25 protein-coding genes are annotated in these 25,311 nt (G+C 42.9%); 24 read left to right on the top strand and 1 reads right to left on the bottom strand.

Going from position 1 to position 25,311, the window contains the following annotated elements; translation table 11 throughout:
• From SORDD24_RS08740 to SORDD24_RS08675, 14 genes are all read left to right on the top strand, one after another.
• A partial coding sequence (locus tag SORDD24_RS08740) for a PTS sugar transporter subunit IIABC family protein (RefSeq protein ID WP_231082727.1) occupies nt 1–1,332 on the top strand: 1,332 nt, incomplete at its 5' end.
• A 177-nt stretch (nt 1,333–1,509) separates the two neighbouring features.
• Nucleotides 1,510–3,135, top strand: a complete 1,626-nt coding sequence (gene treC, locus SORDD24_RS08735; protein ID WP_061409653.1) for an alpha,alpha-phosphotrehalase — start codon at nt 1,510–1,512, stop codon at nt 3,133–3,135.
• Between the two features lie 143 nt (nt 3,136–3,278).
• Nucleotides 3,279–3,524, top strand: coding sequence for a YneF family protein (locus tag SORDD24_RS08730; RefSeq protein WP_000364980.1), 246 nt, complete (start codon nt 3,279–3,281; stop codon nt 3,522–3,524).
• A 205-nt stretch (nt 3,525–3,729) separates the two neighbouring features.
• Nucleotides 3,730–4,524: a glutamate racemase gene (racE, locus tag SORDD24_RS08725; RefSeq protein WP_000370379.1), complete on the top strand. Its 795-nt coding sequence runs from the start codon at nt 3,730–3,732 to the stop codon at nt 4,522–4,524.
• Nucleotides 4,482–5,492: a nucleoside-triphosphate diphosphatase gene (locus SORDD24_RS08720; RefSeq protein WP_419579786.1), complete on the top strand. Its 1,011-nt coding sequence runs from the start codon at nt 4,482–4,484 to the stop codon at nt 5,490–5,492. Before racE ends, SORDD24_RS08720 begins: the two co-directional genes overlap by 43 nt.
• Nucleotides 5,468–5,989: a metallophosphoesterase gene (locus SORDD24_RS08715; RefSeq protein WP_001118939.1), complete on the top strand. Its 522-nt coding sequence runs from the start codon at nt 5,468–5,470 to the stop codon at nt 5,987–5,989. Before SORDD24_RS08720 ends, SORDD24_RS08715 begins: the two co-directional genes overlap by 25 nt.
• Nucleotides 5,986–6,447, top strand: a complete 462-nt coding sequence (gene cbpB / locus SORDD24_RS08710; protein WP_000560696.1) for a cyclic-di-AMP-binding protein CbpB — start codon at nt 5,986–5,988, stop codon at nt 6,445–6,447. Before SORDD24_RS08715 ends, cbpB begins: the two co-directional genes overlap by 4 nt.
• Nucleotides 6,444–7,178: a site-specific tyrosine recombinase XerD gene (xerD, locus tag SORDD24_RS08705; protein ID WP_277619893.1), complete on the top strand. Its 735-nt coding sequence runs from the start codon at nt 6,444–6,446 to the stop codon at nt 7,176–7,178. Before cbpB ends, xerD begins: the two co-directional genes overlap by 4 nt.
• Nucleotides 7,178–7,906, top strand: a complete 729-nt coding sequence (locus tag SORDD24_RS08700) for a segregation/condensation protein A (protein ID WP_061409647.1) — start codon at nt 7,178–7,180, stop codon at nt 7,904–7,906. Before xerD ends, SORDD24_RS08700 begins: the two co-directional genes overlap by 1 nt.
• Before the next feature lie 18 nt (nt 7,907–7,924).
• Nucleotides 7,925–8,494, top strand: coding sequence for an SMC-Scp complex subunit ScpB (scpB, locus tag SORDD24_RS08695; RefSeq protein WP_061409645.1), 570 nt, complete (start codon nt 7,925–7,927; stop codon nt 8,492–8,494).
• Nucleotides 8,481–9,203 carry a pseudouridine synthase gene (locus tag SORDD24_RS08690; RefSeq protein ID WP_007519228.1) on the top strand — a complete coding sequence of 241 codons (723 nt, stop codon included), beginning with the start codon at nt 8,481–8,483 and terminating at the stop codon, nt 9,201–9,203. The genes scpB and SORDD24_RS08690 overlap by 14 nt, the downstream gene beginning before the upstream one ends.
• Nucleotides 9,203–9,454 (top strand): membrane protein insertion efficiency factor YidD, encoded by a 252-nt coding sequence (yidD, locus tag SORDD24_RS08685; RefSeq protein ID WP_000821620.1) that lies wholly within the window; start codon nt 9,203–9,205, stop codon nt 9,452–9,454. Before SORDD24_RS08690 ends, yidD begins: the two co-directional genes overlap by 1 nt.
• Nucleotides 9,455–9,555: 101 nt before the next feature.
• Complete coding sequence (pepA, locus tag SORDD24_RS08680) at nt 9,556–10,620, top strand: glutamyl aminopeptidase (RefSeq protein ID WP_061409643.1); 1,065 nt, start codon at nt 9,556–9,558, stop codon at nt 10,618–10,620.
• Nucleotides 10,621–10,641: 21 nt separating this feature from the next.
• Complete coding sequence (locus tag SORDD24_RS08675; RefSeq protein ID WP_061409640.1) at nt 10,642–10,938, top strand: bacteriocin immunity family protein; 297 nt, start codon at nt 10,642–10,644, stop codon at nt 10,936–10,938.
• 95 nt (nt 10,939–11,033) lie between these two features.
• On the opposite strand, the gene SORDD24_RS08670 is transcribed toward SORDD24_RS08675, so the two are convergent.
• Nucleotides 11,034–12,665 (bottom strand): Na/Pi cotransporter family protein, encoded by a 1,632-nt coding sequence (locus SORDD24_RS08670; protein WP_061409638.1) that lies wholly within the window; start codon nt 12,663–12,665, stop codon nt 11,034–11,036.
• A gap of 334 nt (nt 12,666–12,999) precedes the next feature.
• Between SORDD24_RS08670 and SORDD24_RS08665 the strand changes: the two genes are divergently transcribed.
• The 10 genes from SORDD24_RS08665 (at nt 13,000) to grpE (ending at nt 25,212) form a co-directional block, all read left to right on the top strand.
• A complete protein-coding gene (locus SORDD24_RS08665; RefSeq protein WP_061409636.1) occupies nt 13,000–17,991 on the top strand; it encodes an endo-beta-N-acetylglucosaminidase in 4,992 nt (1,663 codons plus the stop codon).
• Nucleotides 17,992–18,238: 247 nt separating this feature from the next.
• Nucleotides 18,239–19,438, top strand: a complete 1,200-nt coding sequence (locus tag SORDD24_RS08660) for a phosphoglycerate kinase (RefSeq protein WP_061409634.1) — start codon at nt 18,239–18,241, stop codon at nt 19,436–19,438.
• 136 nt (nt 19,439–19,574) lie between these two features.
• Nucleotides 19,575–20,102, top strand: coding sequence for an FUSC family protein (locus SORDD24_RS08655; protein WP_000119887.1), 528 nt, complete (start codon nt 19,575–19,577; stop codon nt 20,100–20,102).
• A gap of 76 nt (nt 20,103–20,178) precedes the next feature.
• Nucleotides 20,179–20,535, top strand: coding sequence for a transcriptional repressor GlnR (glnR, locus tag SORDD24_RS08650; protein WP_061409632.1), 357 nt, complete (start codon nt 20,179–20,181; stop codon nt 20,533–20,535).
• A 36-nt stretch (nt 20,536–20,571) separates the two neighbouring features.
• Nucleotides 20,572–21,918, top strand: coding sequence for a type I glutamate--ammonia ligase (gene glnA / locus SORDD24_RS08645; protein ID WP_061409630.1), 1,347 nt, complete (start codon nt 20,572–20,574; stop codon nt 21,916–21,918).
• 111 nt (nt 21,919–22,029) lie between these two features.
• A complete protein-coding gene (locus SORDD24_RS08640) occupies nt 22,030–22,350 on the top strand; it encodes a PadR family transcriptional regulator (protein ID WP_061409629.1) in 321 nt (106 codons plus the stop codon).
• Nucleotides 22,350–22,925, top strand: coding sequence for a DUF2812 domain-containing protein (locus SORDD24_RS11990; protein WP_061409627.1), 576 nt, complete (start codon nt 22,350–22,352; stop codon nt 22,923–22,925). The genes SORDD24_RS08640 and SORDD24_RS11990 overlap by 1 nt, the downstream gene beginning before the upstream one ends.
• A gap of 34 nt (nt 22,926–22,959) precedes the next feature.
• On the top strand, nt 22,960–23,475 hold the full coding sequence (locus SORDD24_RS08630; protein WP_061409625.1) for a DUF2812 domain-containing protein: 516 nt from the start codon (nt 22,960–22,962) through the stop codon (nt 23,473–23,475).
• A gap of 160 nt (nt 23,476–23,635) precedes the next feature.
• On the top strand, nt 23,636–24,670 hold the full coding sequence (gene hrcA / locus SORDD24_RS08625; protein ID WP_061409623.1) for a heat-inducible transcriptional repressor HrcA: 1,035 nt from the start codon (nt 23,636–23,638) through the stop codon (nt 24,668–24,670).
• A 26-nt stretch (nt 24,671–24,696) separates the two neighbouring features.
• Nucleotides 24,697–25,212, top strand: coding sequence for a nucleotide exchange factor GrpE (grpE, locus tag SORDD24_RS08620; RefSeq protein ID WP_061409621.1), 516 nt, complete (start codon nt 24,697–24,699; stop codon nt 25,210–25,212).
• Nucleotides 25,213–25,311 lie beyond the last annotated feature (99 nt).

Raw genomic sequence — 25,311 nt, 5'->3', positions numbered from 1 at the left:
ACAGAAGAAATCGCAGCCAACTGGGTTTGGAATTTTGGCTACTTTACTGTTAATCGTATCGGTTACCAAGCCCAAGTTATCCCAGCTTTACTGGCAGGTTTGAGTCTGTCTTATCTTGAAATTTTCTGGCGCAAGCATATCCCAGAAGTCATTTCGATGATTTTTGTACCTTTCTTGTCATTGATTCCAGCTTTGATTTTGGCTCACACTGTTTTGGGACCAATCGGTTGGACAATCGGACAAGGACTCTCAGCGGTTGTATTGGCAGGTTTGACTGGTCCTGTTAAGTGGCTCTTCGGTGCGATTTTTGGTGCCCTCTACGCTCCATTTGTCATCACAGGTCTGCACCATATGACCAATGCCATCGACACACAATTGATTGCGGATGCTGGCGGAACTGCCCTCTGGCCAATGATTGCTCTTTCTAATATTGCCCAAGGTTCTGCCGTATTTGCCTATTATTTCATGCACCGCCATGATGAGCGTGAGGCTCAGATTTCACTTCCTGCAACCATTTCAGCCTATCTGGGTGTTACAGAACCAGCCCTCTTTGGGGTCAATGTCAAATACATCTATCCATTTGTAGCTGGAATGATTGGTTCAGCCCTTGCAGGAATGTTGTCCGTTACTTTCAATGTAACTGCGGCTTCTATCGGTATCGGTGGTTTACCAGGTATCCTTTCTATTCAACCTCAATACATGCTGCCATTTGCAGGAACCATGCTAGTTGCTATTGTTGTACCAATGCTCTTGACTTTCTTCTTCCGTAAGGCAGGTCTCTTTACAAAGACAGAGGACGATGCAGCCTTGCAGGCAGAATTCGTTGCCCAAGAAGAGGCAGAATTTGTCAGTCATGAACCAGTAACCCTTGCTCCAGTAGAAATTGTCAGCCCACTGACTGGTCAAGTGAAAGAATTGAGTCAAGCGACGGATCCTGTTTTTGCATCAGGCGTTATGGGACAAGGTCTAGTCATTGAACCAAGCCAAGGTGAGTTGACTTCTCCAGTCAATGGGACAGTGACGGTTCTTTTCCCTACCAAGCATGCCATCGGTATTGTCTCTGATGAGGGGGTAGAATTGCTCATCCACATCGGTATGGATACAGTAGGTCTTGATGGCAAAGGTTTTGAAAGTCTTGTAGCCCAAGGAGACCATGTCACAATAGGTCAGAAATTGATTCGTTTTGATATAGATGTCATTAAGGGTGCAGGTCTCGTGACAGAAACTCCAGTTATCATCACGAACCAAGATGCTTATACAGCGACTATCACTGGAACTTATCCAACAACTATCCAAGCTGGGGCAGCCCTCATGGTCGCTACACGAATCTAATACTCTTCGAAAATCTCTTCAAACCACGTCAGCCCTATCTGCAACCTCAAAGCGGTGCTTTGAGCAACCTGCGGCTAGCTTCCTAGTTTGCTCTTTGATTTTCATTGAGTATAATTGAAATAAAACAAATAGGGAAGGAACATCAGTTCCTCCCTTTTATCAGAAAAGGAGAAACAGATGGCACTTGATAAAGGAAAAGTAGTCTATCAAATCTATCCAAAATCATACAAAGACACCACTGGAAATGGTATTGGGGATTTCCGTGGGATTATCGAAAAAATTCCCTATCTAGCCAAACTGGGCGTTGATATGGTCTGGCTCAATCCATTCTATCCAAGCCCCCAGCGGGATAATGGTTACGATATTTCAGATTATATGGCAGTGGATCCTCTTTTTGGTGATATGGCTGATTTTGAAGAGATGGTACGTGTCGGTAAAGAGCACAAGATTGACTTTATGTTAGATATGGTGCTCAATCATTGCTCGACAGAACACGAATGGTTTCAGAAAGCCCTAGCTGGTGACCAGTACTACCAGGACTTTTTCTTCATCCAAGACCAACCGACAGACTGGCAGTCTAAGTTTGGTGGCTCTGCCTGGGCGCCTTTCGGGGATACAGGGAAATATTACCTCCACCTCTTTGACGAGACCCAGGCTGACCTTAATTGGCGCAATCCCAATGTTCGCAAGGAGCTTTTCAAGGTTGTTAATTTCTGGCGAGACAAGGGAGTCAAAGGTTTCCGATTTGATGTGATCAATTTGATTGGCAAGGATGAGGTCTTAGCAGATTGTCCTGAAAATGAAGGAAAGCCAGCTTACACAGACAAGCCCATCGTTCATGACTATTTGCGCATGATGAATGAAGCGACCTTCGGTTCTGACGACGGTTTTATGACAGTTGGGGAAATGTCCTCGACAACCATGGGAAACTGTGTCCTCTATTCGTCACCTGACCGTCAGGAGTTATCCATGACCTTTAATTTCCATCATCTCAAGGTGGACTACAAGGATGGACAGAAGTGGACTTTGGCTCCCTTTGATTTCGAAGAGTTGAAAAGACTTTACCATAGCTGGGGCAAGGAAATGAGTGACAAAAACGGCTGGAGCGCCCTCTTTTGGAACAATCACGACCAACCACGTGCCTTGAATCGTTTTGTCGATATTCAACATTTCCGCAAGGAAGGGGCGACCATGCTGGCTGCCAGCATTCACCTGTCACGTGGGACACCTTATATCTACATGGGTGAGGAAATTGGAATGGTTGACCCAGACTATGATTCCATGGATGATTATGTGGATGTCGAGTCCATCAATGCTTATCAGATGCTCTTAAAAGAAGGGAAAAGTGAGCAAGAAGCCTTCCGGATTATTCAGGCCAAGTCACGTGATAACTCACGAATTCCCATGCAGTGGGATGCTTCAGAAAATGCTGGTTTCACAAAAGGGACTCTTTGGCTGAAGGCAGGAAAATCCTACCCTCAGATCAACGTAGAAAATGAAATCAAAGGCCCAATTTTCGCCTTCTACCAAAATTTGATTCGACTTCGTAAGGAAATGCCGATCATCTCAGAAGGAAGTTACAAACCAGCCTTTGAAGACAGTCAGCAAGTTTATGCTTTTGAACGTCAGTATAAGGATGAAAAATTACTGGTTCTCAATAACTTTTATGCCACAGAAGTAGAAATTGAGCTACCAGCAGCCTACCAAAATGGACAGATTCTGATTTCAAACTATGAAGATGAAGAAGTATCAGAAAAAATTCTTCTGAAACCGTATCAAACGCTGACTATTTATGTAAAATAAATACAGCAAGGAGCTCTCTTTCATTGAAATCCAGGGCTCCTTTTTTCTGTCAATCCCCTCTCTTGAAAGCGTAAAACAAACTAGTCAGGAAAGCCACTTTGTGGTATAATATAGAAGACTCAAAAAGAAACAGGAGAAAAAGAATGGATTTACTTTTAGCAATTATCTTGATTGTGTTAGCTTTTCTAGGAGGAGCTCTTGGAGGGATGTACTTGGTTCGTAAGCAAATCGAAAAAGAATTTGCGGACAACCCACGTTTGAACGCTGAGGCAGTTCGTGCTCTCTTGAGTGCAAATGGTCAAAAACCAAGCGAAGCCAAGGTACAACAAGTTTACCACCAAATCATCCGTCAACAAAAAGCAGCCCTTGCTAACAATAAAAAGAAATAAATAGGAAAAGTCTGGGATGAAAGTTCCAGACTTCTCACTATGTTCAATAGTTCTCAAGGATAAGACTTTTTCCTTGCATTCTATTGATATTTGATTATGATTAAGAGAGAGGCAGTTGCCATTCTATCAAGCTGTCTATCCGTTCATTTAGGACGAGTAATTATGATGAACTATCAATCAGAAAAAAGACTAGAAAGAAGACTGTATGGATAATCGACCAATTGGTTTTTTGGATTCGGGTGTCGGGGGCTTAACCGTTGTTCGTGAGCTCATGCGCCAGCTTCCCCATGAAGAAATCGTCTATATTGGAGATTCGGCACGGGCACCCTATGGTCCCCGTCCTGCTGAGCAAATCCGTGAATATACTTGGCAGTTGGTCAACTTTCTCTTGACTAAGGATGTCAAGATGATTGTCATTGCTTGTAACACTGCGACTGCGGTCGTCTGGGAAGAAATCAAGGCCCAACTAGATATTCCTGTCCTAGGTGTGATTTTGCCGGGAGCTTCGGCAGCTATCAAGTCCAGTCAAGGTGGGAAAATCGGGGTCATTGGAACGCCCATGACGGTCCAATCAGATATCTACCGTCAGAAAATCCATGATCTGGATCCGGATTTACAGGTGGAGAGTTTGGCCTGTCCCAAGTTTGCTCCCTTGGTGGAGTCTGGTGCCCTGTCAACCAGTGTCACCAAGAAAGTGGTCTATGAAACCCTGCGTCCCTTGGTTGGAAAGGTGGATAGCCTGATTTTGGGTTGTACCCATTACCCACTCCTTCGCCCTATCATCCAAAATGTTATGGGACCAAAGGTTCAGCTCATCGATAGTGGGGCAGAGTGTGTGCGGGATATCTCGGTTTTGCTTAACTATTTTGAAATCAATCGTAGCCGAGATGCGGGACCTCTTCAACATCGTTTTTACACAACAGCCAATAGCCAAAGTTTTGCCCAGATTGGAGCAGAATGGCTGGAAAAAGAGATTCATGTGGAGCATGTAACTTTATGACAAATAAAATTTATGAATACAAGGATGCCCAGGACTGGTATGTCGGTGTCTGGGATGTCTATGGAGGTATCTACAGTCTTATCAAAGATCCGCTTGAGCTTGATTTTATGGATTTAGCGCGGATTTTTCGTGACGAGGAAAACGGCTTTCCGATTACGATAACGGTGATGAGCTGGTCTTCTAACTTCCGTCTGCTCTCCTTTATCGTTGAGATTTTAAATGCTGAAGCAGGTCGCAATCTAGAAGTCATCCAACGTCAGGGGGCTCTGCTCTTGGTTGAAAATGGGCAACTTTTACACGTAGAATTGCCCCGTGAAGGTGTGGATGTCCAAGCTTTCTTTGAGACAAACAAGGTTAGAGAAACCTTGCTTATCGCGACTCGTAACGAAGGCAAGACCAAGGAATTCCGAGCTATCTTTGACAAGTTAGGCTATGATGTGGAAAATCTCAATGACTATCCAGATCTGCCTGAAGTAGCTGAAACAGGGATGACCTTTGAAGAAAATGCTCGACTTAAAGCAGAAACTATTTCCCAATTAACAGGCAAGATGGTGCTAGCAGATGACTCAGGTCTCAAAGTCGATGTCCTCGGCGGTTTGCCAGGAGTCTGGTCAGCCCGTTTTGCAGGTGTGGGAGCAACCGACCGTGAAAACAATGCCAAACTCTTGCACGAATTGGCCATGGTCTTTGAACTCAAGGACCGTTCGGCTCAATTCCACACAACCCTAGTCGTAGCTAGTCCAAACAAGGAAAGCTTGGTGGTTGAAGCTGACTGGCCAGGTTATATCAACTTTGAACCCAAGGGTGAAAATGGCTTTGGTTATGACCCGCTCTTCCTTGTGGGAGAGGCAGGTAAGTCAGCAGCTGAATTAACCCTTGAAGAAAAAAATAGCCAATCCCACCGTGCCTTAGCCGTTAAGAAACTTTTGGAGGTATTTCCATCATGGCAAAGCAAACCATCATTGTAATGAGTGACTCTCATGGAGATAGCTTGATTGTGGAAGAAATTCGTGATCGTTATCTGGGGAAAGTTGATGCCATTTTTCACGATGGTGACTCAGAACTCCGTCCAGACTCTCCGCTCTGGGAAGGCATCCATGTCGTCAAAGGCAACATGGACTTTTATGCTGGCTACCCAGAACGTTTGGTAACTCAACTTGGTCCCACTAAGATCATCCAGACGCATGGACACTTGTTTGACATCAATTTCAACTTTCAAAAGTTGGACTACTGGGCTCAGGAAGAAGATGCCGATATCTGTCTCTATGGTCACTTGCATGTGCCAAATGCTTGGATGGAAGGCAAGACTCTTTTTCTAAATCCAGGCTCCATCAGCCAACCACGAGGGACTATCAGAGAATGTCTCTATGCTCGAGTGGAGATTGATGACAGCTATTTTAAAGTAGACTTTTTGACACGTGACCATGAGGTTTATCCAGGCTTGTCCAAGGAGTTTGCTCGATGATTGCCAAGGAATTTGAAGCATTTTTATTGGAGCAGGAAGAAACTTTTCTTACCCCTGCTGAGAATCTAGCAGCCTTGATTGATACCCACAATGCCGACCATGCAATTTTGGTGCTGAGCCAAATCACCTATACTCGTATCCCAGTTGTGACCTTTGACAAACGCTTTGTTGGAACCATTGGTCTGAGAGACATTTTGGCATATCAAATGGAGCAAGGTTTGACAGATGAACAGATGGCAACGACAGACATCGTCAATATGACCAAGACGGATGTGGCAGTTGTCGCTCCAGACTATAACATCACAGAGGTCCTCCATAAACTGGTGGATGAACCCTTCTTGCCAGTGGTAGATGATGAAGGGATTTTTCAAGGAATCATCACGCGCAAGTCTATCCTCAAAGCCGTCAATGCTCTTTTGCATGACTTTAGTAAGGAATATGAGATTCGATGCAAATGAGAGATAGGGTTTCAGCCTTTTTAGAGGAAAAACAGGACTTGTCTGCCAATTCCAAGCAGTCTTATAAGTATGATTTGGAGCAATTTTTAGACATGGTAGGGGAACGGATTTCTGAGACTAGTCTTAAGATTTACCAAGCCCAGCTAGCCAATCTAAAAATCAGCGCCCAGAAGCGAAAACTTTCGGCCTGCAACCAATTTCTCTACTTTCTCTATCGAAAAGGAGAAGTGGACAGTTTTTACCGCCTGGAATTAGCTAAACAAGCTGAAAAGAAGATTGAAAAACCAGAAATTCTAGACTTAGACTCTTTTTGGCAGGAAAGTAATTATCCAGAAGGACGCTTGCTAGCGCTCTTAATCCTAGAAATGGGACTCTTGCCAAGCGAGATTTTATCTCTCAAGATTGCAGATATCAATCTGGATTTTCAGGTGTTGCGAATTAACAAGGCTTCCCAACAGAGGATTGTCACCTTTCCTACGCCCTTGATTCCAGAGCTAGAACCCTTGATGGGGCAGACCTATCTCTTTGAAAGGAGTGGGAAAACCTATTCTCGTCAGTGGGCCTTTCGTCAGCTGGAGTCCTTTGTCAAGGAGAAAGGTTTCCCAGAACTATCAGCCCAAGCCTTACGGGAACAGTTCATTCTAAGACAGATAGAAAATAAGGTCGATTTGTACGAAATTTCAAAAAAACTAGGATTAAAAACAGTCCTGACCTTAGAAAAATATAGATAATGGATATTAAATTAAAAGATTTTGAAGGGCCGCTGGACTTACTCTTGCACCTGGTTTCTAAGTACCAGATGGATATTTACGATGTGCCCATTACAGAAGTTATCGAACAGTATCTAGCCTATGTCTCAACTCTGCAGGCCATGCGTCTGGAAGTGACGGGCGAGTATATGGTCATGGCTAGTCAGCTGATGCTGATCAAGAGTCGCAAGCTCTTGCCAAAGGTAGCAGAAGTGACAGACTTAGAGGATGACTTGGAGCAGGACCTTCTCTCCCAAATCGAAGAATACCGCAAGTTCAAACTCCTGGGTGAGCACTTGGAGGCTAAGCACAAAGATCGGGCCCAGTACTATTCCAAAGCGCCGACAGAGTTGATTTACGAAGATGCGGAGCTTGTACATGACAGGACGACCATTGACCTCTTTTTGGCTTTTTCAAATATTCTAGCCAAGAAAAAAGAGGAATTCGCTCAGAACCACACGACCATCCTGCGGGATGAGTATAAGATTGAGGATATGATGGTCATTGTAAAAGAGTCCTTGACAGGACGAGACCAGTTGCGTTTGCAGGATTTGTTCAAGGAAGCCCAGAATGTTCAAGAGGTTATTACCCTCTTTTTGGCGACCCTAGAGTTAATCAAAACTCAGGAACTGATCCTTGTGCAAGAGGAGAGTTTCGGAGATATCTATCTCATGGAAAAGAAGGAAGAAAGTCAAGAGGCACAAAGCTAGACTTGATAGAGAGGAAAGATGAGTACTTTAGCAGAAATAGAAGCGCTCTTGTTTGTAGCAGGTGAAGATGGGATTCGGGTTCGTCAGTTGGCTGAACTCCTCTCACTTCCACCGACAGGCATCCAACAGAGTTTAGAAAAATTAGCCCAGAAGTATGAAAAAGACCCAGATTCGAGCTTGTCCCTGATCGAGACAGGTGGTGCATACAGATTGGTTACCAAGCCTCAATTTGCAGCGATTTTGAAGGAATACTCCAAGGCACCCATCAACCAGAGCTTGTCTCGGGCTGCTCTTGAAACCTTGTCCATCATTGCCTACAAGCAACCGATTACCCGAATTGAGATTGATGCTATTCGTGGGGTTAATTCTAGTGGAGCTCTAGCTAAGCTACAAGCTTTTGAATTGATAAGAGAAGATGGAAAAAAAGAGGTGTTGGGTCGTCCCAATCTCTATGTGACTACGGATTATTTCTTAGATTACATGGGAATCAATCATTTGGAAGAATTGCCAGTGATTGATGAGCTTGAGATTCAAGCTCAAGAAAGCCAATTATTTGGTGAAAGGATAGAAGAAGATGAGAATCAATAAATATATTGCCCACGCAGGTGTGGCCAGTAGGAGAAAAGCAGAAGAGTTGATCAAGCAAGGCTTGGTGACGGTTAACGGCCAAGTGGTGCGTGAACTCGCAACGACCATCAAGTCTGGTGACAAGGTCGAAGTGGAAGGTCAACCTATCTACAACGAAGAAAAGGTCTACTATCTGCTTAACAAACCACGTGGAGTGATTTCCAGTGTGACAGACGACAAGGGCCGCAAGACTGTTGTGGACCTCTTGCCTAATGTCAAAGAACGTATTTACCCTGTGGGACGTTTGGACTGGGATACATCAGGTGTCTTGATTTTGACCAATGATGGTGATTTTACGGATGAAATGATTCACCCCCGTAATGAGATTGACAAGGTCTATGTCGCGCGTGTTAAAGGTGTGGCCAATAAGGACAATCTCCGCCCCTTGACTCGTGGTCTTGAGATTGATGGCAAGAAAACCAAGCCAGCTGTCTATGAGATTCTCAAAGTGGATCCAGTTAAAAATCGCTCTGTAGTACAGTTGACTATCCATGAAGGACGTAACCATCAGGTTAAAAAGATGTTTGAAGCTGTCGGCCTCCAAGTGGACAAGTTGTCTCGTACACGTTTTGGACATCTAGATTTGACTGGTCTTCGTCCAGGCGAAGCCCGTCGTCTTAATAAAAAAGAAATCAGCCAACTACACACTATGGCTGTAACCAAGAAATAATGAAACGGATCTTAATAGCGCCAGTACGCTTTTACCAACGTTTTATCTCACCGGCCTTTCCACCCTCTTGTCGCTTTGAGCCTACTTGTTCCAACTACATGATTCAGGCTATTGAAAAACATGGCTTCAAGGGTGTTTTGATGGGCTTGGCTCGGATTTTACGTTGTCATCCCTGGTCGAAAATAGGCAAGGATCCCGTCCCAGACCACTTTTCACTCAAACGAAATCATAAACAAAAAGAATCAGCCTGATTCTTTTTGTTTACTCTAGAAAGAAAGTTGGAAGATTAAGATTTCCACTACCCTTCTCCTATAAAAAGTGGTAAAATGGAGGACAGAAAGAAGGAACTGATATGACAACATTATTTTCAAAAATTAAAGAAGTGACCGAGCTTGCTGCGATCTCAGGTCATGAAGCGCCTGTCCGTACCTATCTTCGTGAGAAGTTGACTCCGCATGTGGATGAAGTGGTGACAGATGGCTTGGGTGGTATTTTTGGTATTAAACATTCAGAAGCTGCCGATGCGCCCCGTGTTTTGGTCGCTTCTCACATGGACGAAGTTGGTTTTATGGTCAGCGAGATTAAGCCAGATGGTACCTTCCGTGTCGTTGAAATCGGTGGTTGGAATCCAATGGTAGTCAGCAGCCAACGCTTTAAACTCTTTACTCGTGACGGTCGTGAAATTCCTGTGATTTCAGGTTCTGTCCCTCCACATTTGACACGTGGAACAGGTGGACCCAGCATGCCAGCTATCTCTGATATCATTTTTGATGGTGGTTTTGCGGACAAGGCTGAAGCAGAAAGCTTTGGAGTCCGTCCTGGAGACACTATCGTTCCAGATAGTAGTGCAATCCTAACAGCCAATGAAAAAAATATCATCTCCAAAGCTTGGGACAATCGCTACGGTGTTCTCATGGTGAGCGAGTTAGCTCAAGCCTTGTCAGGTCAAAAACTTGGCAATGAACTCTATTTGGGTTCTAACGTCCAAGAAGAAGTTGGTCTTCGTGGCGCTCATACTTCCACAACTAAGTTTGACCCAGAAGTCTTCCTAGCAGTTGACTGTTCACCTGCTGGTGATGTCTACGGTGGCCAAGGCAAGATTGGGGATGGCACCTTGATTCGCTTCTACGATCCAGGTCACTTGCTTCTCCCGGGTATGAAGGATTTCCTTTTGACAACGGCTGAAGAAGCTGGAATCAAGTACCAATACTACTGTGGAAAAGGCGGAACGGACGCTGGAGCAGCTCATCTGAAAAATGGTGGTGTCCCATCTACAACTATCGGTGTCTGCGCTCGTTATATCCATTCTCACCAAACTCTCTACGCGATGGATGACTTCCTAGAAGCTCAAGCTTTCTTGCAAGCCTTGGTGAAAAAATTGGATCGTTCAACGGTTGATTTGATTAAAAATTATTAAACATAAGGGAGGTTGCTCGGGATGGCGGAAGCAAATCTAGAAAGCTTAATAAAAGACCTCTACAACCATGCCCGTCAGGGCTTGAGTGACGATTTAGTCGCTGCTCTCCTAGAGACTGCTAAGAAACTGCCTACTACAAATGAGCAGTTACTAGCAGTCCGTCTCTCAGGACTGGTCACCCGTGAATTGCTCACCAATCCCAAACACCCAGCACCTGAATTGATCAACTTGGCTCGTTTTATCAAAAGAGAAGAAGCCAAGTACAGAGGCACTGCAGTTTCTGCTATTATGTTTGGTGAACTTTTTAAAATGCTTTGATTCCACTGTGAATCAAAGCATTTTTTTACGTTAGAAAAAATTTTCTTGATTAAGAGACGAAAAAAACCACCTAAGTTAAGGTGGCTTCTTACCTTTTAAATTTGTTCAGCGATGACCTTTTCAGCAAGGTTCATGGCGTGGTCAGATACACGAGTGTAGTGGGAAATGATGTCGATGAAGTTGACTCCAGCTTGTGTAGAACACTCACCCTTGTTAAGGCGTTTGATATGGGTCTTTCTGAGAATGCGTTCCATATTGTTGATTTCTTTATGGCGTTCAATTAGACTTTGTGCTTTCTCAGTATCATTGTTTTCCACACTATCAAGGGCATCTTTGATGAACTCAGTGGTAGCGTGATAAATCTCAGCTAGCTCTTTCAAAGCGGCCTCAGAAAACTGAACATTCTTGCGTTGGAGATAGTCTGTTAGGTTGATTAACCCTTCTGCGTGGTCTCCAATCCGTTCCAAATCACGAGACGAGTCGAGGATGTTGGTTAGGATTTCACTTTCCTTTTGACTCAAGGATTCGCTTGAAAGGCTAATCAGGTAACGAGTGAGTTTTTCGTCAATTGTGTTAATTGCTTCTTCAGTCTTGTGGCCTTTTTCCGCTAGTTTTTCATCTAGATTGATGATGTAGTCGTAGGAAAGGTCAAAAGCTTTTGCAGCATAGTTCCCCAAGTGAAGCAGTTCTTTTTTGGCATTTCCTAGAGCGATAGAAGGCGCCTGTTTGATGAGTTGTTCATCCAAGTAGAGAGCCTCGTATTTAACAACTTCATCTTCACCAGGAATGAGCTTGGTCACAATGTAAGACAAGGCACCGATGAATGGGAACTGGATAATGGTATTTGTAATATTAAAGGTCCCGTGTGCAAAGGCAATGGTCATTTCTGGAGCTAGATTGAGCGCCGATTCAAACCATTGAATCAAGCCCGTGAAAGGTACAAGGAAGACAATACAGATAACCGTACCAATCACGTTAAAGGCAACGTGGGCACCAGCAACACGTTTGGCAGCGATATTGGCTCCAAGAGAAGCAATGATGGCTGTAATGGTCGTTCCGATATTATCACCAAACAAGACCGGTAGGGCACCTTGTAGGTCAATCAAACCACTTGCGTATAGGTTCTGTAAGATACCGATAGTTGCGGATGAAGCCTGAATGAGTAGGGTCAGTCCAGTTCCGACAAAGACACCTAGAATAGGACTCTTACTTAGTTCAACCATGTAGTCTCTAAAGACTTGCAGGTCTTTTAGGGGTTCCATTGCACCGCTCATAAGATTGAGAGCGAAGAAGATACCTCCTACACCAAAGATAATTCGTCCGATGTTATTGATGGAGCGATTCTTGGTGAAGAAGAGACAAACCGCTCCGATAAAGAGCATAGGTAAGGCGTAATCTCCTAGCTTAAAACCGATGATAAAGGATGTAACGGTGGTTCCAATATTGGCACCCATGACAATACCGATAGCCTGACGCAAGGTCAAAAGTCCTGCACTGACAAGTCCTACTGTAATGACTGTAACACCAGAACTTGATTGAATCAGCGCCGTCATACCGATACCAACCAGCACACCGAAGAAGGGATTGCTGGTATATTTGTCAATGTAAAAACGAAGGCGATCTCCAGCAGCTTGTTGCAAACCGTCTCCCATGGTCTTGATACTATATAAGAATAGTCCCAGACCACCTAAAAAGTGAAATAAAATTTCCTGCCAATTAATGGACATTTCTTTTTCCTCCGAAAAATAATCGCGGAATTTCTCCTATTCTATTTTAAAGGATAATAGGAAATCTAACAAGTGTTTAATGGAAATTTTCATAAGAAAAAGATAACTTTCTTTAAAAATAGAGGATAAATTTACTGTAAGAGAGTCAAATGATAGGATTGTGTCCAAATTTTACTGATTATTATCCTAGTTATAGTTTTTGTGTCAAGTATATTGACATCGCTTTCATATAGGATAAAATGAAGATGATCCTGTTCGGGTGGTGTCCACTAAGAACAGTTGCTTTTTATCTAAAAAGTAAAGCGCTTACTTTTTATTATATTAGGAGGATAAGATGAAGAATCTATTTTTTGAAAAACGTTGCCGTTACAGTATTCGAAAACTGTCAATCGGAGCTTGTTCCTTGATGATTGGTTCAGCTCTATTTGCGAGCCCAGCTCTTGCAGAACAGGTTGCTGTCCCTGAGGCAGTTGCAAATACGAGCGCCCAAGCTACAAGCGCGAGTGAAACAGCGAGTCCAGATACTGCAGCTCTCGAAAAACAATTAGAGGAAACAGAAAACAAAGTAGCGGAGCAACCCATTTCAGAAAACACTCCAGCAATAGCTGATTTGCTCAATGAAAAAGAAGAGGCAAAGCCAGCTCCGACAGAAAAAGTTGAGGAGCTAGCCCCAGCAACTGACAAAGAAGGAGTCAAGCCTGAGGAAACTCCTCAAGTGGCTGACAATAAAGCCGACAAACCAAGTCTAGCAGACGTTCCTAAAAATGAAGAGAAGAGTCTCCGACCAAAAGAAATCAAATTTGATACTTGGGATGATTTGTTGAAATGGGAACCGGGTGCGCGTGAGGATGATCCCATCAATCGTTCCTCAGTTGAACTCGCCAAGCGCCATAGAGGTCAGTTGGTTAACGAAAAAGCAAGCAGAAGAGCTAAAGTTCAGGCGCTAGCAAATACCAACTCAAAGGCTAAAGACCACGCTTCTGTTGGTGGAGAAGAATTCAAGGCCTACGCCTTCGATTACTGGCAATATTTGGATTCAATGGTTTTCTGGGAAGGCCTAGTTCCAACTCCAGATGTCATTGATGCAGGCCACCGTAATGGTGTTCCTGTTTATGGAACCCTCTTCTTCAACTGGTCAAACAGCATTGCCGACCAAGAAAAATTTGCAGCTGCCTTGAAACAAGACGCAGATGGCACCTTCCCGATTGCACGTAAACTTGTTGATCTCGCTAAATACTATGGCTTTGATGGCTATTTCATCAACCAGGAGACAACGGGGGAATTGGTAGCACCTCTTGGTGAAAAAATGCGCCAATTCATGCTCTATACAAAAGAATACGCAGCTAAGGTCAACCATCCAATCAAGTATGCTTGGTACGATGCCATGACCTACAAATACGGTCGTTACCACGAAGATGGTCTTGGTGATTACAACTACCAGTTTATGCAAAAAGAAGGAGACAAGGTCCCTGCAGATCAATTCTTTGCTAACTTCAACTGGAACAAGGAAAAGAATGACCACTCTGTAGAGATGGCAAAATGGCTAGAACGTAGCCAGTATGATGTCTTTGCAGGCTTGGAATTACAACAAGGTGGATCATATAAGACCAAGGTCAACTGGGATGCTCTCTTAGATGAAAATGGCAAGTTGCGCTTGTCACTTGGACTCTTTGCGCCAGATACGATTACCAGTCTAGGAAAAACAGGTGAAGACTACCACAAGAACGAAGACATCTTCTTCACAGGTTACCAAGGGGATCCAACGGCTCAAAAACCAGGTGATAAAGAGTGGTATGGAATTGCCAATTTAGTTGCGGACCGCACTCCAGCAGTAGGCCGGACCTTCACTACCTCTTTTAATACAGGTCATGGTAGAAAGTGGTTTGTAGACGGCAAAGTTTCTAAGGATTCTGAATGGAACTACCGTTCTGTTTCAGGTGTCTTGCCAACATGGCGCTGGTGGCAGACTTCAACGGGGGAAAAACTCCGTGCAGAATATGACTTTACAGATGCCTACAATGGCGGAAACTCCCTTAAATTCTCAGGTGATGTAGCTGGTAAGACGGACCAAGATGTGAATTTGTATTCTACTAAACTAGAAGTAACGGAGAAAACCAAACTTCGGGTTGCCCATAAGGGAGGAAAAGGCTCCAAAGTTTATATGGCCTTCTCTACGACTCCAGACTACAAATTTGAGGATGCAGCTGCATGGAAAGAACTGACTCTTTCTGAAAACTGGACAAATGAAGAATTTGACCTTAGCTCACTGGCAGGTAAAACCATCTATGCAGTTAAACTCTTCTTCGAACATGAAGGTGCTGTAAAAGATTATCAGTTCAACCTAGGACAATTAACGATCACGGACAATCACCAAGCGCCACAAGCACCTACAGGTCTCTCAGTAGTGAAACAGTCTCTTAAGAATGCCCAAGAAGCTGAAGCAGTGGTTCAATTTTCGGGTAACCAAGATGCGGATTTCTATGAAGTCTACGAAAAAGACGGGGATAACTGGCGTTTGTTGACAGGTTCATCTGCTTCAACCATCTACTTGCCAAAAGTTAGCCGTTCTGCTAATGCGACTGGTAGGACTCAAGAATTGAAAGTCGTTGCAGTTGGTAAAAATGGCCTCCGTTCAGAAGCTGCAACAGCGTCATTCAACTGGGGGATGACTGTTCAGGATGCAACTCTCCCAAGACCTTTGGCTGAAAATATTGTTCCAGGGGCAACGGTTATTGGTAGCACTTTTCCCAATACTGAAGGCGGGGAAGGCATCGAAGGCATGTTGAACGGTACGATTACAAGTCTGTCAGACAAGTGGTCTTCAGGACAATTGATCGGTAGTGTCGATATTCGTTTGACTCAACCACGTCGTGTTGTCAGATGGGTGATGGATCATGCGGGGGCTGGTGGTGAGTCTGTTAACGATGGTTTGATGAACACCAAGGACTTTGATCTTTATTACAAGGATACAGATGGCGAGTGGAAACTAGCTAAGGAAGTCCGTGGCAATAAAGCGCACGTGACGGATATCACTCTTGATAAACCAATCACTGCCCAAGACTGGCGTTTGCATGTCATTACATCTGATAACGGAACACCTTGGAAGGCCATTCGTATCTACAACTGGAAGATGTACGAAACCTTGGACACAGAAAGTCAAAATATTCCAATGGCTAAGGTAGCTGCTCGTTCACTTGGAAACCACCAAGTTCAACTAGGCTTCTCTGATGTTCCAGCAGGCGCAACCATCACCGTTTACGACAAGGCAGATTCACAAACACCAATTGCAACCTTGAAGACTGAAACTGGTGGCGATCTAGCAACAGCACCATTGGGCTTTGACAAGCAACCAACTCTCCTCTACTATCGTACCCAATTACCTGGCAAAGAAATCAGTAACACCTTGGCTGTAGCGATTCCGCATGATGAAAGAAAAATTAAATCTGTTAGCCTTGAAAAAGGACCTAAGAAGACGGTTTATAAAGAGGGAGAAAAACTGGACCTCAGAGGCGGAACACTCCGTGTTCAATACGAAGGGGGACAAGCCGACGAGCTGATTAACCTTACTCACTCAGGTGTGACGGTATCTGGATACGATGCTCATCAAAAAGGGGAACAAAACCTAACACTTCAATACCTTGGTTTACCAGTGTCAGGTGATCTAAAAGTTCAAGTGACAGGACAGGATGAAGGAAAACCAAAAGAAGTAGCGGGCTTGTATATTACTAAGAAACCAAAAACAGACTATCTAGTAGGGGATCAACTGGATTTCTCTGAAGGTCGCTTCGGTGTCCTCTATGATGATGAGACAGAAGAAAGTCATGCCTTTACGGACCAAGGTGTTGAAATAACGGGCTATGATGCTCAGAAGACTGGACGCCAGACCTTGACCCTGCATTATAAGGGGCACACAGCTGAGTTCGATGTCTTGGTTTCTCCAAAAGCAGCTGTCAACGATGAGTACCTCAAACAAGAAATCACTGCTGCCCAAAGTCGCCAGTCAACCCTTGCCTATACCTTCTCAAGTGAGGACAAACAAGCTGTACTAGTAGAGAAGCTCAATGCAGCGAAAACTGTAGCAGAAAATCATAATGCTAGCCAAGAAGAAGTCAACCGGGCTTTGAATGAGTTGAAACAAGCAGGGACAGACTTGGATGGAAATCAACGTTATCAGACAGCTAGAGAAGAATTGGAAGGTTTGCTCGAATCCGTCCGTGAAAAAGATTCTCAAGATGAGTTGATTGCCCAAGCTGAAGCTTTGTTGTCTTCACAAACACCAACTCCACAAGCTTTTGCGGACATGAAAGAAAAGTTGAATAAGAAACTAGCACCTGCAGAAGAAAGCAATCATGTTGGAAGCATGGATCCAAATGAAGTGACTCCAACAGTTGAAGTCCTCCCTGAACTAGTTATTGAAACTGAAACAACAGCCTTTGAACGTCAGGAGCGACCAAATGCCGAGCTTCTCAAAGGACAACGCCAGCTAGTTCAAGCAGGAGCGGAAGGCCAAGTTCGTCGTCTAGTAGAAGTAGATGCCCAAGGCAATCGCACCCTTCGTTCAACTGAAGTTCTAAAGGAAGCTATCCCAGAAATCACAGAAGTTGGAACAAAAGTTCTGTCAAGCAACCAACCGGCCGAGGGAGTAAAAGACCTAGTTTTAGAAATTCCGAAACTAGAAATTGAAGAGGATACAGTGGCCTTTGAACGTCAGCAGCGACCAAACGCCGAGCTTCTCAAAGGACAACGTCAACTTGTCCAAAAAGGAGAAGAAGGTCAAATTCGTCGTCTAGTAGAAGTAGATGCCCAAGGCAATCGCACTCTTCGTTCAACTGAAGTTCTCAAGGAAGCCCTCCCAGAAATCACAGAAGTTGGAACAAAAGTTCTGTCAAGCAACCAACCGGCCGAGGGAGTAAAAGACCTAGTTTTAGAAATTTCGAAACTAGAAATTGAAGAGGATACAGTGGCCTTTGAACGTCAGGAACGACCAAACTCCGAGCTTCTCAAAGGACAACACCAGCTAATTCAAGCAGGAGAAGAAGGTCAAATTCGTCGTCTAGTAGAAGTAGATGCCCAAGGCAAACGCACTCTTCTTTCAACTGAAGTTCTCAAGGAAGCTGTCCCAGAAATCACAGAAGTTGGAACAAAAGAAGAGCTAGACTCACAAACAACAGACCAAGCGTCTTTAGCAGCATTGGCAAAAGTTGAAAAAGCAACAAATCAACTTCCAAATACTGGTGTAGAAACAGATGCCAGTCTAGTAGCTATGGGACTTCTCGGAGTAATGAGTGGCTACGGCTTGCTTGCTAGAAAGAAAAAAGAAGACTAATCGATTTAGAATTCTTGGATTTCCTCATAACAACTAAAAACAAGGTTTGGCTGCAGATCAGTCAGGCCTTGTTTTGATTATTTTATCTTGCTTTGATTACTTATTTGATAAAGTTTTTCTAGATTTGATTTTAAAAAATCTTAATTTTAGTTGTAAGAAAGAACAAGAAAAGTTTAGGGTTTTGCTATCTCTTTTGCTGATTTTGTGATATAATTAACACGTATAAAAAAAGAAGGAGTCATATCTAATGGCAAAATTGACTGTTAAAGACGTTGAATTGAAAGGGAAAAAAGTTCTCGTTCGTGTTGACTTCAACGTACCTGTAAAAGATGGCGTGATTACCAACGACAACCGTATCACTGCAGCTCTTCCAACTATCAAGTACATCCTTGAACAAGGTGGACGTGCTATCCTCTTCTCTCACCTTGGCCGTGTAAAAGAAGAAGCAGACAAAGCTGGTAAATCACTTGCTCCAGTAGCTGCTGACTTGGCAGCTAAATTGGGTCAAGACGTTGCTTTCCTTCCAGGTGTCACTCGTGGTGCTGAATTGGAAGCTGCGATCAACGCTCTTGAAGATGGACAAGTTCTCTTGGTTGAAAACACTCGTTTCGAAGATGTTGACGGCAAGAAAGAATCTAAAAACGATCCTGAACTTGGTAAATATTGGGCATCACTTGGAGATGGTATCTTCGTAAACGATGCATTCGGTACAGCTCACCGTGCACACGCATCTAACGTTGGTATCTCAGCAAACGTTGAAAAAGCAGTTGCTGGTTTCCTTCTTGAAAACGAGATTGCCTACATCCAAGAAGCAGTTGAAGCTCCAGAACGTCCATTCGTGGCTATCCTTGGTGGTTCAAAAGTTTCAGACAAGATCGGTGTTATCGAAAACTTGCTTGAAAAAGCTGATAAAGTCCTTATCGGTGGTGGGATGACTTACACATTCTACAAAGCACAAGGTATCGAAATCGGTAACTCACTTGTAGAAGAAGACAAATTGGATGTTGCGAAAGCTCTTCTTGAAAAAGCAAACGGCAAATTGATCTTGCCAGTTGACTCAAAAGAAGCAAACGCATTTGCGGACTACACTGAAGTGAAAGACACTGAAGGTGAAGCAGTTGATCCAGGCTTCCTTGGTTTGGATATCGGTCCTAAATCTATCGCTAAATTTGACGAAGCCTTGACTGGTGCCAAAACAGTTGTCTGGAACGGACCTATGGGTGTATTTGAAAACCCTGACTTCCAAGCTGGTACAATCGGTGTCATGGATGCTATCGTGAAACAACCAGGCGTGAAATCAATCATCGGTGGTGGTGATTCAGCTGCTGCAGCCATCAACCTTGGACGTGCAGATAAGTTCTCATGGATCTCTACTGGTGGTGGAGCTTCAATGGAGCTTCTTGAAGGTAAAGTATTGCCAGGTTTGGCTGCACTTACAGAAAAATAAGCTTTCCTAAATGAAACGATGAAAAGAGGAACTCTGTTTCCTCTTTTTTATATCCAGAAATTAAAAACGCTTCCTATTGATTTTCACTCATAAAATCAACTAATTTATGTTAAAATGGTAGTAGAAAGTTGAGATTATGAGTTATTTTAAAAAATATAAATTTGATAAGTCACAGTTCAAGCTTGGTATGCGAACTTTCAAAACGGGGATAGCTGTATTTATAGTTCTCTTGATTTTTGGTTTTTTTGGCTGGAAGGGGCTTCAAATCGGAGCATTAACAGCGGTCTTCAGTTTACGAGAGAGCTTTGATAAGAGTGTCCATTTTGGAACTTCGCGTATCTTAGGAAATAGTATTGGCGGTTTTTACGCCCTTGTCTTTTTCCTCTTAAACACTTTATTTCATGGAGCCTTTTGGGTAACCTTACTAGTTGTTCCAATTTGCACCATGTTAACCATTATGACAAATGTCGCCATGAACAACAAGGCAGGAGTTATCGGTGGTGTAGCGGCTATGTTAATCATTACCCTATCAATACCAAGCGGAGAAACATTTTTGTACGTTTTTGCGCGCGTATTTGAAACATTTATGGGAGTTTTTGTCGCAATCCTTGTAAATTATGATATTGAGCAACTGAAACTCTTTTGGGAGAAAAAAAGAAAATAATGTTACATTTTATGACATTATTCGTTGACGTTTGTCTTTTTTTAGACTATAATAGACAGGAAGAAGGAAATTGTAAATGAAGGAAAGAGAATTTCGCCGAAATATGGCAGTTTTTCCTATCGGCAGTGTGATGAAATTGACCGATCTATCGGCGCGTCAGATTCGTTATTATGAAGATCAAGAGTTGATCAAACCTGATCGAAACGAAGGAAACCGTCGCATGTATTCGTTGAATGACATGGATCGTCTACTTGAAATCAAAGATTATATCTCTGAAGGTCATAATATTGCTGCGATTAAGAAAAAATATGCTGAACGCGAGGCGAAGTCCAAGAAAGCCGTGAGTCAGACGGAAGTGCGTCGTGCACTCCACAATGAACTCCTCCAGCAGGGGCGCTTTGCTTCAGCGCAGTCACCTTTTGGTCGCGGTTAGGCAATCGCAAGTAGTCATATATTAAGGAGAAAACCCATGCCAATCACAGCTGCAGATATTCGTCGTGAAGTCAAGGAAAAAAATGTTACCTTTATCCGTCTCATGTTTTCAGATATTCTGGGAACCATGAAAAACGTCGAAATTCCTGCTACAGATGAACAGTTAGATAAGGTCTTGTCAAACAAAGCTATGTTTGATGGATCTTCTATTGAAGGTTTTGTACGTATCAATGAGTCAGATATGTACTTGTACCCAGACTTGGATACATGGACAGTCTTCCCTTGGGGAGATGAAAATGGAAGTGTTGCAGGTTTGATCTGTGATGTCTATACAACAGAAGGTGAGCCATTTGCAGGTGACCCTCGTGGCAACCTCAAACGTGCTCTTCGTCACATGGAGGAAGTAGGATTCAAATCCTTCAACCTTGGACCAGAACCAGAATTCTTCCTCTTTAAGTTGGATGAAAATGGGGATCCGACACTTGAAGTGAATGACAAGGGTGGCTATTTTGATTTGGCGCCTACTGACCTTGCGGACAATACACGTCGTGAGATTGTGAATGTCTTGACTAAAATGGGATTTGAAGTAGAAGCAAGTCACCACGAGGTTGCGGTTGGTCAACATGAAATTGACTTCAAGTATGATGAAGTCCTCCGTGCTTGTGATAAGATTCAAATCTTTAAGCTTGTAGTAAAAACCATCGCTCGCAAACATGGTCTTTACGCAACCTTTATGGCGAAACCAAAATTTGGTATTGCTGGATCAGGTATGCACTGTAATATGTCCTTGTTTGATGAGAATGGGAATAACGCCTTCTTTGATCCAAAAGATCCGAGAGGCATGCAGTTGTCTGAAACAGCCTACCATTTCCTTGGTGGTTTGATTAAGCATGCCTATAACTATACTGCTATCATGAACCCAACAGTTAACTCCTACAAACGTTTGGTTCCTGGTTATGAAGCGCCAGTTTACATTGCTTGGGCTGGTCGTAACCGCTCGCCACTAGTTCGTGTACCGGCTTCACGTGGTATGGGAACTCGTCTTGAGTTGCGTTCAGTGGACCCAATGGCAAACCCATACATCGCGATGGCAGTTCTTTTGGAAGTTGGTTTGCATGGTATTGAAAACAAAATCGAGGCTCCTGCTCCGATCGAAGAAAACATCTACATCATGACAGCAGAAGAGCGTAAGGAAGCTGGAATTACCGATCTTCCATCAACGCTTCATAACGCCTTGAAAGCTTTGACAGAAGATGAAGTGGTTAAGGCGGCCCTAGGTGAACACATCTATACGAGCTTCCTTGAAGCTAAGCGTATCGAATGGGCTAGCTATGCAACATTTGTTTCACAATGGGAAGTTGATAATTATTTAGATCTTTACTAATATAGAAGAAAGATCGCCTGAGGGTGATCTTTTTTTGCATTTTATATCGAGGTGTGATATAGTTTATATAACGAAGTGCGATATATCGAACTGAATAGGAGGTGTGGTTAAATGGAATTAACAGATAAGATTAGGCGTGTTTACCTTCCCATGACTGAAACGGGTTTTTATATCTTGTTTTGTTTACAGAAGGAGAACCATGGATATGGTATCACACAAAAGGTCAAGGAGATGACAGATTCGCAAGTTTCGATTAGTCCTGGAACTATGTATGGGACCTTGTCAAAGATGGAAAAGGATGGCTTGGTTTTCTTTGTCCGAGAAGAGGAAAAACGGAAAATTTATCAGATAACAGATTTGGGACGCAAAGTCTTAGATATTGAATTGAAACGTATTGAGCGGCTCTACAGAAACAGTCGGGAGGAAGGATGATGGGAAAGAAGGTTATTTATAGAATTGCTACCATTGCGGATTATGATAGAGAGGCTTTATATCTTAGAAAAATGCATGCTGAGGGGTGGAAACTCAAGGAAGTAACCTACTCTATCTTGTTGTTTGCAGTTAAGTATACCTTTGAAAAGTGCCAACCGGAGCAGGTGTCTTATCAGTTAGACTTTTATCCAATGAAAAAATCAGAGAGAGCCTCCTATTTGCAACTGTTTAAAGACTGTGGATGGGAGCATATTACAGACTTTAATGGTTTTTCCTACTTTAGAAAAGCACATTTTGAAATTGAATCGGATGCCGAGTTTGAAATTTATAATGACGCGGCCGGGAAGTTAGCTGTGGTCAAACGGATTTTAACGAGGCGGATGCTTCCTATTTTGCTTCTCTTTTTAGCTCTACTACCGGTTTTCTCAAAGTTTGTCAGTGGAGCTAGTTCTTTCAGTTGGGAAGTATTTTTGATTTTCATAATAGATTGTGTTTTATTAATTATTTTTGCGATTCAGATTTCTTATATTTTTTGGAGATTGTTTCAAAAGTGGAAGGAATTATCTGATAAATGAAACAATGCCTGTTTTCTAATTTGGAGGTGAGACAATGAATAGCAAGGTACAATTTCGGATGTTTGGCATTCTTGATTATGATAAGGAAGAAGACTATTTACGTGAAATGTATTTGCAAGGTTGGAGATATAAAACGAGTAGATGGTGGATTTTCTATTTTGAAGAAAGTGAGCCAGATGATGTCATCTATCATATCTATGATTCTAGATTTCTTAAAAAGTATAAGCATGAACTGCAAGATTTTAGAAATAGCGGTTGGGAATTGATAGAAACAGGTTTTTGTTCAATTCTTCGTAAACCGGCTTCTAATTTACTTCCGGAGGATCAAGTATTCTATAGGAATCATGCTCTTAGATGGGAAATGGTAATTTCTAGACTCCGTTCCTCTATAGCTACCCTTTTGGGTGGGCTTGTTGTTTGTTTGATTCTATATAGAGAAAATCTCTCTTCATCTTTCTTCCTTATTATCGGTATTTACGGTCTCATGATTTCTTATCTAATCTATGGTTATTTCAGACTAAAAAGGAAATACCAAGTAGATAAAAAGTAAGATTCTAGGTCTTTAGACTGATTTTTAGCACTCTTGACAAAAGAGTGCTAATTTTTTGAGTTTTTGTCTTGACATTCTCTTCTAAGGGTGTATAATAGAATCATGAGTTAGCACTTGTGTGTATCGAGTGCTAATCGATCTGACAGAGAGGAGTGATGAGATGGTTACAGAACGTCAGCAGGATATTTTAAATCTGATTATTGACATCTTTACCAAAACGCACGAACCTGTCGGATCCAAAGCGCTACAAGAGTCTATTAATTCTAGTAGTGCTACCATTCGTAATGATATGGCAGCTCTAGAAAAACAAGGGTTGCTTGAGAAAGCTCATACTTCAAGTGGTCGGATGCCTAGTGTGGCTGGTTTTCAGTACTATGTAAAACACTCCTTGGCTTTTGATCGACTGGCTGAAAATGAGGTTTATGAGATTGTCAAAGCCTTTGATCAGGAGTTCTTCAAACTAGAGGATATTTTGCAAGAGGCTGCCAATTTACTGACAGACTTGAGTGGCTGTACGGTAGTAGCACTGGATGTTGAGCCGAGTAGACAGCGCCTGACGGCCTTCGATATTGTCGTTCTAGGACAACATACTGCTCTTGCAGTTTTCACCCTAGACGAGTCTCGAACGGTTACCAGTCAGTTTTTGATTCCAAGAAATTTCTTGCAGGAAGATTTGCTGAAACTGAAGAGCATCATTCAGGAACGTTTCCTCGGTCACACCGTTCTGGATATTCACTACAAGATTCGGACGGAGATTCCGCAGATTATCCAGCGTTACTTTACGACAACGGACAATGTCATGGATCTCTTTGAACACATTTTTAAAGAAATGTTCAACGAAAACATTGTAGTATCTGGCAAGGTTAATCTCTTGAATTTTGCCAATCTAGCAGCCTATCAGTTCTTTGACCAACCACAGAAGGTGGCCTTGGAAATTCGTGAAGGTCTGCATGAAGATCAGATGCAAAATGTGCGTGTTGCGGACAGTCAAGAGTCTTGTCTGGCAGACCTAGCAGTGATTAGCAGTAAATTCCTCATTCCTTATCGGGGTTTTGGAATTCTAGCGATTATCGGTCCGGTCAATCTGGATTACCAGCAATTGGTCAACCAAGTCAATGTGGTCAATCGTGTTTTGACCATGAAGTTGACAGATTTTTATCGCTATCTCAGCAGTAATCATTACGAAGTACATTAAGATTGAAATCATTAAAGGAGGCGAAAATGGCCCAAGATAAAAAAAACGAAGAAATGAAAGAAGAGGAAGTTGTGGAAACAACTGAAGAAACAACTCCTGAAAAGTCAGAGTTGGACTTGGCAAATGAACGTGCGGATGAGTTCGAAAACAAATACCTTCGCGCTCATGCAGAAATGCAAAATATTCAACGCCGTGCCAATGAAGAACGTCAAAACTTGCAACGTTATCGTAGTCAAGATTTGGCGAAAGCAATCTTACCATCGCTCGACAACTTAGAACGTGCTCTGGCTGTTGAAGGTTTGACAGACGATGTCAAAAAAGGATTGGAGATGGTGCAAGAGAGCTTGGTTCACGCTTTGAAAGATGAAGGAATTGAAGAAATCGCAGCTGACGGCGAATTTGACCCTAACTATCACATGGCCATTCAAACAATCCCAGCAGACGATGAACATCCAGCAGATACCATCGCCCAAGTCTTCCAAAAAGGCTACAAACTCCATGACCGCATCCTACGCCCAGCCATGGTGGTGGTTTATAACTAAGATACAAAGCCCGTAAAAAGCTCACAGTAAAAATAGGAGATTGACGAAGTGTTCGATGAACACAAGAAAATCTATCTTTTTTACCCAGAGCTTAGGGCG

This window comes from Streptococcus oralis (assembly GCF_001579175.1).
GTDB lineage: Bacteria > Bacillota > Bacilli > Lactobacillales > Streptococcaceae > Streptococcus > Streptococcus oralis_O.
Note: the sequence above shows the minus strand (reverse complement) of the source record. Positions and strands in the feature narration are given on the sequence as shown.

Coding starts and splice junctions, on each gene's coding strand:
- treC (WP_061409653.1), top strand. CDS start 1,510: ATGGCACTTGATAAAGGAAAAGTAGTCTATCAAATCTATCCAAAATCA.
- SORDD24_RS08730 (WP_000364980.1), top strand. CDS start 3,279: ATGGATTTACTTTTAGCAATTATCTTGATTGTGTTAGCTTTTCTAGGA.
- racE (WP_000370379.1), top strand. CDS start 3,730: ATGGATAATCGACCAATTGGTTTTTTGGATTCGGGTGTCGGGGGCTTA.
- SORDD24_RS08720 (WP_419579786.1), top strand. CDS start 4,482: ATGGCTGGAAAAAGAGATTCATGTGGAGCATGTAACTTTATGACAAAT.
- SORDD24_RS08715 (WP_001118939.1), top strand. CDS start 5,468: ATGGCAAAGCAAACCATCATTGTAATGAGTGACTCTCATGGAGATAGC.
- cbpB (WP_000560696.1), top strand. CDS start 5,986: ATGATTGCCAAGGAATTTGAAGCATTTTTATTGGAGCAGGAAGAAACT.
- xerD (WP_277619893.1), top strand. CDS start 6,444: ATGAGAGATAGGGTTTCAGCCTTTTTAGAGGAAAAACAGGACTTGTCT.
- SORDD24_RS08700 (WP_061409647.1), top strand. CDS start 7,178: ATGGATATTAAATTAAAAGATTTTGAAGGGCCGCTGGACTTACTCTTG.
- scpB (WP_061409645.1), top strand. CDS start 7,925: ATGAGTACTTTAGCAGAAATAGAAGCGCTCTTGTTTGTAGCAGGTGAA.
- SORDD24_RS08690 (WP_007519228.1), top strand. CDS start 8,481: ATGAGAATCAATAAATATATTGCCCACGCAGGTGTGGCCAGTAGGAGA.
- yidD (WP_000821620.1), top strand. CDS start 9,203: ATGAAACGGATCTTAATAGCGCCAGTACGCTTTTACCAACGTTTTATC.
- pepA (WP_061409643.1), top strand. CDS start 9,556: ATGACAACATTATTTTCAAAAATTAAAGAAGTGACCGAGCTTGCTGCG.
- SORDD24_RS08675 (WP_061409640.1), top strand. CDS start 10,642: ATGGCGGAAGCAAATCTAGAAAGCTTAATAAAAGACCTCTACAACCAT.
- SORDD24_RS08670 (WP_061409638.1), bottom strand. CDS start 12,665: ATGTCCATTAATTGGCAGGAAATTTTATTTCACTTTTTAGGTGGTCTG.
- SORDD24_RS08665 (WP_061409636.1), top strand. CDS start 13,000: ATGAAGAATCTATTTTTTGAAAAACGTTGCCGTTACAGTATTCGAAAA.
- SORDD24_RS08660 (WP_061409634.1), top strand. CDS start 18,239: ATGGCAAAATTGACTGTTAAAGACGTTGAATTGAAAGGGAAAAAAGTT.
- SORDD24_RS08655 (WP_000119887.1), top strand. CDS start 19,575: ATGAGTTATTTTAAAAAATATAAATTTGATAAGTCACAGTTCAAGCTT.
- glnR (WP_061409632.1), top strand. CDS start 20,179: ATGAAGGAAAGAGAATTTCGCCGAAATATGGCAGTTTTTCCTATCGGC.
- glnA (WP_061409630.1), top strand. CDS start 20,572: ATGCCAATCACAGCTGCAGATATTCGTCGTGAAGTCAAGGAAAAAAAT.
- SORDD24_RS08640 (WP_061409629.1), top strand. CDS start 22,030: ATGGAATTAACAGATAAGATTAGGCGTGTTTACCTTCCCATGACTGAA.
- SORDD24_RS11990 (WP_061409627.1), top strand. CDS start 22,350: ATGGGAAAGAAGGTTATTTATAGAATTGCTACCATTGCGGATTATGAT.
- SORDD24_RS08630 (WP_061409625.1), top strand. CDS start 22,960: ATGAATAGCAAGGTACAATTTCGGATGTTTGGCATTCTTGATTATGAT.
- hrcA (WP_061409623.1), top strand. CDS start 23,636: ATGGTTACAGAACGTCAGCAGGATATTTTAAATCTGATTATTGACATC.
- grpE (WP_061409621.1), top strand. CDS start 24,697: ATGGCCCAAGATAAAAAAAACGAAGAAATGAAAGAAGAGGAAGTTGTG.